Source organism: Pseudomonas cistanchae (assembly GCF_054483635.1).
In genome coordinates this window covers 599,719-611,177 of the sequence record NZ_JBTLWN010000002.1, presented here as the reverse complement: position 1 = coordinate 611,177, position 11,459 = coordinate 599,719, and the positions used below count along the sequence as shown (strand labels likewise).

Annotated in this window: 10 protein-coding genes and 2 pseudogenes; 7 read left to right on the top strand and 5 right to left on the bottom strand. The window is 64.2% G+C overall.

The window, feature by feature from the left end; all coding sequences use genetic code 11:
- The first annotated feature begins 209 nt into the window (after window positions 1-209).
- Window positions 210-623 (top strand): alternative ribosome rescue aminoacyl-tRNA hydrolase ArfB, encoded by a 414-nt coding sequence (arfB, locus tag ACX0MV_RS09705; RefSeq protein WP_458982285.1) that lies wholly within the window; start codon window positions 210-212, stop codon window positions 621-623.
- A 249-nt stretch (window positions 624-872) separates the two neighbouring features.
- Window positions 873-1,439 carry a TetR/AcrR family transcriptional regulator gene (locus tag ACX0MV_RS09700; RefSeq protein ID WP_458982284.1) on the top strand — a complete coding sequence of 189 codons (567 nt, stop codon included), beginning with the start codon at window positions 873-875 and terminating at the stop codon, window positions 1,437-1,439.
- On the opposite strand, the gene ACX0MV_RS09695 is transcribed toward ACX0MV_RS09700, so the two are convergent.
- Window positions 1,436-2,239 carry an SDR family NAD(P)-dependent oxidoreductase gene (locus ACX0MV_RS09695; RefSeq protein ID WP_458982283.1) on the bottom strand — a complete coding sequence of 268 codons (804 nt, stop codon included), beginning with the start codon at window positions 2,237-2,239 and terminating at the stop codon, window positions 1,436-1,438. The two genes, ACX0MV_RS09700 and ACX0MV_RS09695, sit on opposite strands and share 4 nt — an antisense overlap.
- Window positions 2,240-2,263: 24 nt before the next feature.
- Window positions 2,264-3,477 (bottom strand): annotated as a pseudogene (locus ACX0MV_RS09690) (MFS transporter).
- A 106-nt stretch (window positions 3,478-3,583) separates the two neighbouring features.
- On the opposite strand from ACX0MV_RS09690, the gene ACX0MV_RS09685 reads away from it, so the two are divergent.
- Window positions 3,584-4,120, top strand: a complete 537-nt coding sequence (locus ACX0MV_RS09685) for a PaaI family thioesterase (protein ID WP_458982282.1) — start codon at window positions 3,584-3,586, stop codon at window positions 4,118-4,120.
- An 88-nt stretch (window positions 4,121-4,208) separates the two neighbouring features.
- Here ACX0MV_RS09685 and dkgB read toward each other — a convergent pair.
- Window positions 4,209-5,011, bottom strand: a pseudogene (gene dkgB, locus ACX0MV_RS09680) (2,5-didehydrogluconate reductase DkgB).
- Window positions 5,012-5,036: 25 nt separating this feature from the next.
- Window positions 5,037-6,245 carry an MFS transporter gene (locus tag ACX0MV_RS09675; protein WP_458982281.1) on the bottom strand — a complete coding sequence of 403 codons (1,209 nt, stop codon included), beginning with the start codon at window positions 6,243-6,245 and terminating at the stop codon, window positions 5,037-5,039.
- 100 nt (window positions 6,246-6,345) lie between these two features.
- Here ACX0MV_RS09675 and ACX0MV_RS09670 point away from each other — a divergent pair, with 100 nt between their 5' ends.
- Window positions 6,346-7,239 (top strand): LysR substrate-binding domain-containing protein, encoded by an 894-nt coding sequence (locus tag ACX0MV_RS09670; protein WP_458982280.1) that lies wholly within the window; start codon window positions 6,346-6,348, stop codon window positions 7,237-7,239.
- Window positions 7,240-7,384: 145 nt separating this feature from the next.
- Here ACX0MV_RS09670 and ACX0MV_RS09665 read toward each other — a convergent pair whose 3' ends face one another.
- Window positions 7,385-8,020 carry a cation efflux transmembrane domain-containing protein gene (locus ACX0MV_RS09665; RefSeq protein ID WP_458982279.1) on the bottom strand — a complete coding sequence of 212 codons (636 nt, stop codon included), beginning with the start codon at window positions 8,018-8,020 and terminating at the stop codon, window positions 7,385-7,387.
- 61 nt (window positions 8,021-8,081) lie between these two features.
- Here ACX0MV_RS09665 and ACX0MV_RS09660 point away from each other — a divergent pair, with 61 nt between their 5' ends.
- The 3 genes from ACX0MV_RS09660 (at window position 8,082) to ACX0MV_RS09650 (ending at window position 11,427) form a co-directional block, all read left to right on the top strand.
- Window positions 8,082-8,507, top strand: coding sequence for a MerR family DNA-binding protein (locus ACX0MV_RS09660; RefSeq protein WP_458982278.1), 426 nt, complete (start codon window positions 8,082-8,084; stop codon window positions 8,505-8,507).
- Window positions 8,508-8,635: 128 nt separating this feature from the next.
- On the top strand, window positions 8,636-10,465 hold the full coding sequence (gene edd, locus ACX0MV_RS09655) for a phosphogluconate dehydratase (RefSeq protein WP_458982277.1): 1,830 nt from the start codon (window positions 8,636-8,638) through the stop codon (window positions 10,463-10,465).
- Window positions 10,462-11,427, top strand: coding sequence for a glucokinase (locus ACX0MV_RS09650; protein ID WP_458982276.1), 966 nt, complete (start codon window positions 10,462-10,464; stop codon window positions 11,425-11,427). The genes edd and ACX0MV_RS09650 overlap by 4 nt, the downstream gene beginning before the upstream one ends.
- Window positions 11,428-11,459: the final 32 nt, after the last annotated feature.

The following is an 11,459-nucleotide window of genomic DNA, read 5'->3' as shown; positions in this document are numbered from 1 at the left end:
GTCAGCTTTGGACCGGAAGAAGCCTTTTGTGGATGACTGCTTCTGGCCGAAAGCAGCCGATATAAAATGTCGACTCTGCCGCGCCTTAGGAATAGCCAACCTCTGACACGTCCCTCAAACACTGCATCTGTTCATCGCGCCAACCTGACCGGGCAGCCGCGATCTGTTCGCGTTATCCTGACCGCCCCTTATTTGTACCGAAGCCCGCCATGCTGGTTATTTCCAACAGCGTTCATCTGCCTGACGACGAAATCGAGTTGACCGCCATTCGCGCCCAGGGCGCGGGTGGGCAGAACGTCAATAAGGTGTCCAGTGCGATCCATCTGCGCTTCGATATCCAGGCGTCCAGCTTGCCGCCGTTCTACAAGGAACGCCTGTCGGCGCTGCGCGACAGCCGGATCACCGCCGACGGGGTGGTGGTCATCAAGGCCCAGCAGTACCGCACTCAGGAGCAGAACCGCGCCGATGCGCTGGAACGCCTGGCCGCGTTGATTCGCCTTGCCGGCAAGGCCGAAAAAGCCCGCCGCCCGACCAAGCCGACCCTGGGTTCGAAAAAGCGCCGCCTGGAAGGCAAGAGCATTCGTGGCACGATCAAGGCCGGGCGCGGCAAGGTCGATTTTTAGGCGCTGTTGATGCGCTGCTGGGCATTGGTCGCTCTCGGCAAACCTCTATCCGCCCGCCATGATTTGCGCGCTCGCTGCCATCCTGCCGCACCCGAATTAAGGGTGCAGGCGTTGCGCATGTTTATGCGCCTGTCGCGCCGCTATTGCCGGCACGAAATCCAGGGAATTGCGAGGCAGTTCGGGGCGCGGGTTGCCCATGGAGCTGAAAGGAGTAGCATGACGGTCGACATATTAACTATCGAGGCGTCCATGCGGTATTCCGGAGATCACAAGGCTCAGACGCGCCAGCGCATCGTTGAAGAGGCCGCGCGGCGTTTTCGTCGCGATGGCGTGAGCGCGACCGGCTTGCAGGTATTGATGAAGGCGCTGGACCTGACCCACGGTGGCTTCTATGCCCACTTCAAATCCAAGGATGAGCTGGTCGAGGAGGCGCTGCGCCATTGCGCGAAGGAGGTCGACGAGGTCACCAGCGATAGCCTGTCCGGTGACCAGCCTCTAGCGACCTTCATCCGCCGTTACCTGTCGAAGGCTCACCGCGCCGAGCCAGCGCAGGGCTGTCCGCTGCCGACCTTATCCGCCGAACTGGGCCAGCGTGGCCAGGCCAGCGTTGTTACGGACGAGGTAGTGAGCACCCGATTGGCGCAGATTGGTTCGCATCTGGCTGACGAAAAGCATGCGGCGCTGGCGCTCAGCGCCATGGTCGGCGCGTTGATGCTTTCGCGTAGCGTGGCGGACCCGCAATTGTCTGATCGCCTGCTCGATGAAACCCGCGCAAGCCTGTTGGAGCTGGCGGGCGCGGATCTGCCGGAGTCCTAGGCTTCGGTTCGATAGCGGGGTGCCGGCTGGCTGAGCGACAGATTGGGCCCAAGTGCCGCGCGCGCTGCCAGCAGGCGGTTCCAGTCTTCGGCATCCGGCAATGAGGGCAGGGTGACCGTTTCGCCCTGGTCGAAGCCGCGCAGCGCGGCATCTACCATCGCTTCAGCCTCCATCACCATGTGTGCTGGCAACTGGTCCAGGCCGGCGCCGCTGCGCTCCCATATCTCGGTACGGGTAATACCAGGCAGCACCGCCTGCACCCGCACGCCAGCTGGCGCCAATTCTGCCTGCAGCGCTTCTGACAGGCTGAGGATGTAGCCCTTGCTCGCGGTGTAGGCCACGTTGAACAGGCCCGGAGCCAGCGCCACCACCGAGCCCAGGTTGATAATGGCGCCGCGCCCGGCGGCGGTAAAATTGGCGGCCGCGGCCTGGGCAAGTCGGGTTGGCGCGGTAACGTTAAGCGCAACCATCTGCAGCAGCGCTGCCGGGTCGGAGCCCGCCAGGCTGCCCTGCATTGCCACGCCTGCATTGTTGACGAGCACACTGATGGTGGTATCGCCTCGCAGGTGCTCGGCGAGCGCGTCGAGGGCCTGCCCATTGGTCAAGTCGGCTACCTGGATCTGCACCTTCACGTGATGGCTGTCTTGCAGGCGCTGGGCCTGCGCCTCCAGACGCGTACGATCACGCGCGACGAGGATCAGGTCGTGGCCGCGGGCGGCCAGGCGGTCGGCATAGACCGCACCGATGCCGCTTGAGGCGCCGGTAATCAGCGCTGTTCCTTCGGGGGTGGCTACGTGCATGGAGTTTCTCCTGGGCATTGCCGATCACTCGGCACGGGCGCTGGCCAGCCGGCTGGCAGACCTTGCGTTTAGTAGATGAAAAGCAATGAAGCCAGCCACTGCGAACAGCAGCTGAACCAGCATCAGCGGCCAGGCGCTGCCATCGCTCAGCGCGCCTAGGACTAATCCACTGCTGGTCGCCCCGGCCATCTGCGCGAAGCCCATGAAACCTGCGGCCAGGCCTGCTCGATGGGCGTTGGGAATCACCGCGCCGGCCACCGCGGCGGGCAGCACCATGCCGCCTCCCAGGGTGACCAGCAGCTGAGGCGCCGAGAGGCCGATGACGCTCAGCCCGAACAGGCTGGTGATCACTACGGTGAGAATAGCCCCGCTGGCCACCAGCGCGATGCCGATGCCCACCAGCCGCTGCGGCCGGAGCGCATGATGTAGCGCTGGGTGATAGTCGCCCCGACGATCAGCCCCGAGACGATGGTGCCGAAGGTCAGGCCGTACTCGGCGGGCGTCAGCTGCAGCAGCCCGATATATACCGCGGAGGAGCCGGCAATCATGGCGAACATGGCGCCGTAGGTCCCGGCGATGGTCAGCGCCAGGGCGCAGAAGGCGAGGCTGGTGAGCAGATCGGCGTATTGCCGTGCCAGGCCCAGCAGACGGCCCGCCGAGGGATCGGGATCGTGATTGGTTTCCTCGCTGAATAGCAGCACCGCCAGCAGCGTGGCGATGCCAAGTATCAGCGAGGCGAGCAGCGGGGCCTTCCAGCCGCCATAGGTGTTGAGCAGGCCGCCAATCATCAGCGCGAGCATGATGGTCGCGAGCATGCCGATTACGGTTTTCGCTAATGCCGGGCCGGCTTGCGCTTTCCAGATGTCACGCACCATGGTGCGTGCCAGCACCAGGCAGGCGCAGGCGCCGAAGCCTTGCAGCACGCGGGCCAGGGTGAATTCGACCATGCTTGTCGCCACAAGCATCCACAGCGTGGCAACGATGTAGGCAAGCAGCCCGGCGATCAGCACCGGCCGACGGCCGATGCGGTCGGACAACGGGCCGAGTACCAGCTGCCCGAGACCGAATGCGGCGACAAAGGCGGACAACGCATGCACACCGCTACCCGGCGCGGATTCGAGTGCCTGTTCCAGCGCACCGAGGCTTGGAATGATCAATTGCGTAGAGGCCTCGCCCAATGCCGTCAACAGCATCAGAAGAGGCAGCAAGGCGCGTGATGGCAGCTGCGATTGGGACATGGAGAGAGCCTCGGTAAGTTATTGCTCGATTAGATGATGATCGTAATATATTATATGTTGATCGTAATTTAATGAGCCTGCAACCACTAATTACCGAGGATTGGCGATGAACCAAGCAAAAAATAACGAGCGCTTAACCGCCTGGCTGAACACCGAAGAGGCCATGCGTACCCGGTTGGGGCCGGTCGGAAGCGTGCCGCTCGCCGAGGCCATGGCGATGTCACCAGCGGAATTTTTCGACGCAATTGGCCGGGGCGAGCTGCCGCGACCACCCATCGGTGAGCTGATGGGGTTTGTGCCGGTGGAATGGGCGCCGGGCTACTTCGTCTTCCAGGGCACGCCGGATGAGCGGCATTACAACCCGCTTGGGAGCGTGCATGGAGGTTATGCCGCCACCTTGCTGGATTCCTGCATGGGCTGCGCGGTGCATACCCGGCTGGAGGCGGGGCAGGGCTACACCACGACCGATCTGCGCGTCACCTATATCCGTGCGCTACGTGCCGGCGTTGGACCGGTGCGTGCCGAGGGCAGGCTGGTGCATCTCGGTCGATCGACTGCGGTGGCTGAGGGGCGCCTTTACGACGTGAACGATCGCCTCTATGCCATTGGCTCGACCAGTTGCCTGATCCTTGGGCCGAGCTGATTCGCCGCTAGAACTACAACTGTCTGACCAAGCCGGCCCTGGGTTGAAGCAAGGTGCCGGCTAGTGCGTCAGTGGCTTCCCGCGCTGGCTAATCCCACTGCGGCGCGAAGCCTGGGTTGGCCAGGCGTTCACCGGTTTCCAGTTCCGCTATCGCGGCCATTTCCGCCTCGCTCAGGTGCAGTTCAGCGGCCGCCAGGTTGCTCTGCAGGTTGGCGCGTTTGGTCGAGGAGGGGATGACCGCAAAGCCCTGTTGCAGCAGCCAGGCCAGGGTGACTTGCGCGGCGCTCGCGTTGTGGGCGCTGGCGATGGCCTGGATTGCCGGGTTGTCCAGCACCTTGCCGTAGGCCAGCGGCATGTAGGCGGTCAGGTGAATGCCGTGTTGCTGGGCAAAGGCGATCACCTTGCGGTTCTGCAGGAACGGGTGGATTTCCACCTGGTGGGTGGCGATCTCCGCGGTGCCCACGGTGTCGATGGCCTGTTGCAGGTGCGCGTTGGTGAAGTTGGATACGCCGATCTGCCGGGTCAGGCCCTGGCGCTTGGCCTCCAGCAGGGTGGCCATGTAGTCGCTGACGGCGATGGCGTTCTGCGGGAGGGCCAGTGGATCAGGGTCAGGTCCAGTTGTTCCAGGCGCAGTTTGCTTAGGCTTTCCCTGATGCTGGGGATCAGCGAGTCGCGGGCAAGATTGGCGGTCCAGACCTTGGTGGTGACGAACAGCTCGTCACGCGCTACGCCGCTTTCGGCGATGGCCTGGCCGACTTCGGCTTCGTTGCCGTAGATCTGCGCGGTATCGATATGCCGGTAGCCAAGCTCCAGGCCGGTGCGGACCGAGTCGATGACCTGCTGGTCCTTGAGGCGGAAGGTGCCGAGGCCGATAGGGGGAATGCGGTGCATGGGCGAACTCCTAAACGGTGATGGGTCAATGGCCGGCGGCGACCGCGGCGCTGCCGCTGCTCGGTTGCGACAAGGGATGCTTGCGGTCCAGATGGCCGCTCCAGGTGGTTAGGGCATAAGCCACCAGCACCACCAGCGCGCCAATCCAGGCGGTATGGATCAGGCCCAGGTGCGCCACGATCAGGCCGCCACCCCAGGCGCCGCCAGCGATGCCGAGGTTGAAGGCAGCGATATTCAGGCCCGACGCTACATCGACTGCGTGGGGCGTGTGATGTTCAGCCTGGCGCACCACGTACACCTGCAGGCCCGGCACGTTGCCGAAGGCCACCGCGCCCCAGAGCAAGACGGTCAGCACGGCCAGCCACGGGTTGTGGGCGGTGAAGCTGAGCAGGAACAGCACGGCGGCGAGCAGTAGAAAGATGATTTTCAGCGCGCTGATCGGCCCGCGCTTATCCGCCAGCTTGCCGCCCCAGATATTGCCGAAGGCCACGGACACGCCATACACCAGCAGCACCAGGCTGACGCTGCCGGCGCTGAAGCCGGCGAGGTCCTGCAGAATCGGCGCGAGGAAAGTAAAGGCAGTAAAGGAGCCGCCGTAGCCGATGGCAGTCATCGCATACACCAGCAGCAGGCGCGGCTGCTTGAGCACCTGCAGTTGCTGCAGCAGCGAGGCCGGCTTGTTGTGCTGAATGTTCCGGGGCACGTACAGCAGACTGCCGATAAAGGCGATCACGCCCAGTGCAGACACCGCAAGGAAGGTTTCGCGCCAGCCAAAATGCTGACCGATAAAGGTGCCCAGCGGCACGCCGGTGACCAGCGCCACGGTCAGGCCGGTGAACATGATGGCAATCGCGCTGGCGGCTTTCTCCTTTGCCACCAGGCTGGTGGCGATGGTCGATCCAATCGAGAAGAACACGCCGTGGGCAAGGCCGGTGACGATGCGCGCGACGATCAGCGATTCATAACCCGGCGCCTGCCAGGCCAGCAGGTTGCCGGCGGTAAACAGCACCATCAGGCCGAGCAGCAGGGCCTTGCGTGGCACCTTGCCGGTGAGCGCCGTGAGCAAGGGCGCGCCGACGGCGACACCCAATGCATACAGACTGACCAGCAGGCCGGCCGAAGGAACACTGACGCCAAGGTCGGCGGCGATTGTGGGGATCAGACCAACGATAACGAACTCGGTGGTGCCGATGGCAAAGGCGCTCAGGGTGAGGGCCAGCAGGGCGATGGGCATGAGGGGCTTCCGCGAGAACTGAGAGGCGCGCAGTCTGCGGTTTCTCACTCATGCGGAAAAAGCCGGTTTCACGCACAAGATATTTGATTAATATTCACGAATGAAAACGACCCTCGATGAACTGCTGGCCTTTGTCAGCGTGGTGGACAGCGGCTCGATCAGCGCTGCCGCCGAGCAGCTTGGACAAACGGCCTCCGGTGTCAGCCGGGCGCTCAGTCGCCTGGAAGAAAAGCTCGACGTGACCCTGTTACGCCGCACCACCCGGCGCCTGGAGCTGACGGAAGAGGGCCAGGCCTTCGTCGCCCAGGCCCGCAAGATTCTCGATGCGGTGGAAGACGCCGAAGAGCAGATCAAGCTGCGCCGGCAGAAACCGGCCGGGCGTTTGCGGATCAATGCCGCAGCGCCCTTTATGCTGCATGCGGTGGTGCCGCTGGTGGCCGGTTTTCGCGCGCTGTACCCGGATATCCAGCTGGAGCTGCACAGCAGCGACCAGATCATCGACCTGATCGAGCAGCGCACTGACGTCGCCATCCGCATCGGCCCGCTGCGCGACTCGACCCTGCATGCACGGCCGCTGGGCAGCAATCGCCTGCGCATTCTCGCCAGCCCGGGTTACCTCGCCGCCCACAGCACGCCGAAGAGCGTGGCCGATCTGGCGCGGCACAGCCTGCTCGGGTTTACCCAGCCGGAAAGCCTCAACCAGTGGCCGCTGCGTCATCCCCTGGGCGACTCGCTGAGCATCACCCCCAGCCTGTCGGCCTCCAGCGGCGAAACGTTGCGTCAACTGGCGCTGAGTGGCGCCGGCATCGTTTGCCTGGCGGATTTCATGACCCAGGGCGACCGTGCGCGCGGCGAGCTGGTGCAGCTGCTGCAGCGCGACACGGTCGATGTACGCCAGCCGATTCACGCGGTGTACTACCGCAACACCGCGCTGGCCTCGCGCATCGGCTGTTTTCTCGACTACCTGAGCAGCCAGCTGGCGGACGGCCGCTAGGCCGTTGAAAAACTACCTACGTTGGCAATACTGCGTTAAAACAGGCTCGGAATGCTCATTTACAGCCGTAAACTCCGCTTCCTCGCCTGTTTTTGCCTTGTCTTGCCTGCCTCGCCTACGTTTTTCAACGGCCTGCTGCGGCACGCTATCCAGGCTTGTGTGCGCCGCCGTGGGCAAGTTCCTGGCGTGCCTGGCGCATCACCTGATACGCCGCGGTAATCGCCAGGCTGGCCATGATCACCGCAACCAGCAGGTCGGGCCAGGCGCTGCCGGTACCGAACACCCCGAGTGCGGCGAACAGCACGGCGAGGTTGCCGAGGGCATCGTTACGCGTGCACAGCCAGACGCTGCGCATATTGCTGTCGCCTTCGCGGTACGCGAACAGCAGCAGCGCAACGCCGACGTTAGCCAGCAGCGCCAGAGTGCCGACCACGCCCATGGTCGGCGCATCAGGAATTTGCCCGCTGAGCAGATGCCAGATCGCCACGGCCAGCACGCCGATGCCGAACGTCAGCATGGAAGCAGCTTTGAACAGCGACGCCTTGGCCCGCACCGTCACGGCCATGCCGAGCACCCACAGGCTGATGCCGTAGTTGGCGGCGTCGCCGAGAAAATCCAGCGAGTCGGCCAGCAGCGAGACCGAGCTGGCGCCAAGCCCAGCGACCATTTCAACGATAAACATGCCCAGGTTGACCACCAGCGCCACCCAGAGAATTTTGCGGTAGCGCGGGTTCGGTGGGGTGGCCGCTTCGGTCGAGTGATCACAACAATTGCCCATCAAGCTTCTCCTGTAAGGGGTATGCGCAGTACGCTAAACCCTGTAGCCGCTACGGAGTCAAGCCATGGGCAGGCCACTCACCATCAGCGCACTGAGCCGCGAAAGCGGTGTCCATCTAGAAACCATTCGCTTCTATGAGCGTAGCGAGTTGTTGCCGGTCCCCAAGCGCAGTGCGTCCGGTTACCGCCATTACGACCAGGGCGACATCCGCCGGGTGCGCTTTATCCGGCGCGGGCGCGAACTGGGTTTTAGCCTCGACGAGATACGCGACCTGATGGCGCTGGCCAGTCGCCCGCAGAGTTCCTGCGCCCAGGCCGATCAGCTGGTTCAGGAGCATCTGCTGACCATCGATGCGCGCATTCGCGATCTGCAGATGATGCGCGTCGAGCTGGAGAAGATCGCCGGCTGCAACAGCGATCAGGCCGCGCATTGTCGCTTGCTGGAGGTGCTCGACAGCCGTAGCTGTTGCGTACCTGACGAAGCGAATTGAATGGAAAACGGACATTTGTTGTTTTTATTACAATATTTTCGTCATTTGAGTAGAAGTTAATTTAGCCAAGTGGCAGTATTTTTGTTTTAAGTATAAAAATCCTGCTTCTTCAGCCTGGAGTCGACACCATGCACCCCCGCGTCCAAGAGGTAACTGACCGCCTGATCGCCCGTAGCCGCGCCACCCGCGAGCGCTACCTGGCGCAGATGGGCGCCGCCGCCAGCGACGGTCCGCACCGTAGCAGCCTGCAGTGCGCCAACTTCGCCCACGGCGTGGCCGGCTGCGGTTCGCCCAGTGACAAGCAGCGCCTGAGGCTGATGGATGAGGCCAACGTCGGCATCGTCTCGGCGTATAACGACATGCTCTCGGCGCATCAGCCGTACGAGCACTTCCCTGAAATGATCAAGCAGGCGCTGCGCGAAATCGGCTCGATCGGCCAGTTCGCCGGTGGCGTGCCGGCCATGTGCGATGGCGTTACCCAGGGCGAGCCGGGCATGGAGCTGAGCCTGGCAAGCCGCGAGGTGATCGCGATGTCCACTGCCGTGGCGCTGTCGCACAACATGTTCGATGCCGCGTTGCTGTTGGGCATCTGCGACAAGATCGTGCCCGGCCTGATGATCGGCGCGCTGCGCTTCGGCCACCTGCCGATGATTTTCGTCCCCGGCGGACCGATGCCCTCGGGCATTCCCAACAAGCAGAAGGCCGAGGTTCGCCAGCGCTATGCCGAAGGCAAGGCCAGCCGCGAAGAGCTGCTCGAATCCGAGATGCAGTCGTACCACAGCCCCGGCACCTGCACCTTCTACGGCACCGCCAACACCAACCAGGTGGTGATGGAGATCATGGGCCTGCACCTGCCGGGCTCCTCGTTCGTCAACCCGTATACACCGCTGCGCGACGAGCTGACCCGCGAAGCCGCGCGCCAGGTCACCCGCCTGACCAAGCAGAGCGGCAACTACCTGCCGCTGAGTCAGATCGTCGACGAGAAGGCCATCGTCAATTCCGTGGTGGCGCTGAATGCCACGGGCGGCTCGACCAACCACACCCTGCATATCCCCGCGTTCGCCCGCGCCGCCGGCATCCAGCTGACCTGGGAGGATATGGCCGACCTGTCCGAAGTGACGCCGACCCTGGCCAAGGTCTACCCCAATGGTCAGGCCGACGTGAACCATTTCCACGCCTGTGGCGGCGTACCTTTCATGGTGCGCACCCTGCTCGAAGCCGGCCTGCTGCACGAAGACGTGTACACCGTCATGGGCCAGGGCCTGCAGCGCTACACCCAGGAGCCATTCCTTGAAGAAGGCGTGCTGACCTGGCGCGAAGGCCCGAGCGAGAGCCTCGACAGCAATATTCTGCGCTCGGTTTCTCAGGCGTTTTCCCCGGAAGGCGGTCTGCGCGCGCTGGCTGGTAACCTCGGCCGCGGCGTGACCAAGGTGTCGGCCGTGGCGCTCGAGCACCGCATCGTCGAAGCGCCGGCGCGGGTGTTTCAGGATCAGCTCGAGCTGGCCGACGCGTTCAAGGCCGGCGAGCTGGAGCGGGATTTCGTCGCCGTGGTGCGCTTCCAGGGGCCCAAGGCCAACGGCATGCCCGAGCTGCACAAACTCACCCCGTACCTTGGCGTTTTGCAGGACCGCGGCTTCAAGGTCGCGCTGGTTACCGACGGGCGCATGTCCGGCGCGTCGGGCAAGGTTCCGGCGGCGATTCACCTCAGTCCCGAAGCCTGGGACGGCGGGCCGTTGGCCAAGGTGCGCGACGGCGACATCATTCGTGTCGACGGCGTTGCGGGCACCCTGGAAGTGCTGGTGGACTCTAGCGAGTGGGCAGCCCGTGAGGTGGCGCCGCGGCCGAAGGACACCGGCATCGGCTGCGGGCGCGAGCTGTTCGGCTTCATGCGCGCCGCGTTCAGCCCGGCCGAGCAGGGCGCCAGCGTATTCAGCGCGGACCTGGAGGCGTTGCAGTGAAGTTGGCACTGGTCGGTGATATCGGCGGTACCAATGCACGCTTCGCCCTGTGGCGTGACCAGCAGCTGGAGTCGGTGCGGGTGTTGGCGGTCGCCGACTACCCGGGGCCGGAGCAGGCGATTGTTGCCTACCTGACCGAACTGGAGCTTCCCCTCGGTGCCGTGGATTCGGTCTGCCTGGCGTGCGCCGGGCCGGTCAGCGGCGATCTGTTTCGGTTTACCAATAATCACTGGCGCATCAGCCGCACGGCCTTTTGCGCCGAGTTGCAGGTTCGCGAGCTGCTGCTGATCAACGATTTCTCCGCCATGGCCCTGGGTATGACTCGCGTTGAGGCGCACGAGCGGCTCAGCGTCTGTCCGGGTGAGGCCGAGCGCGACCGGCCGTGCGTGGTGATCGGGCCAGGCACTGGTCTGGGTGTCGGCACCTTGCTGGCGTTGGCCGATGGCAACTGGCTGGCGTTGCCGGGCGAGGGCGGTCATGTCGACCTGCCGATCGGCAGTCCGCGCGAGGCGGCGCTGTGGCAGCAACTGCACCGTCAGCTTGGCCATGTACGCGCGGAGGACGTACTCAGTGGCGGTGGGTTGCTGAATCTCTATCACGCGATCTGCGCGCTGGATGCACGCGAGCCGCGCCTGCATTCGCCGGCTGCCGTCACCGCCGCGGCGCTGGCCGGTGACCAGGTTGCGGTCGAGGTGCTGGAGCAGTTCTGCTGCTGGCTCGGCCGCGCCGCCGGCAACAACGTGCTGACGCTCGGTGCGCGCGGCGGTGTGTATATCGTCGGCGGCGTGGTGCCGCGCTTCGCCGAATTCTTCCTCGCCAGCGGTTTTGCCAAGAGCTTCAGCGACAAAGGCTGCATGAGCGGTTATTTTGCCGGCGTTCCGGTGTGGCTGGTCACAGCGGAGTACCCTGGCCTGATGGGCGCGGGCGTGGCGCTGCAACAGGCTATGGCGCGAACCGAGTAGGGTGAACATGGCGCAGCCATGTCCACCGTTGG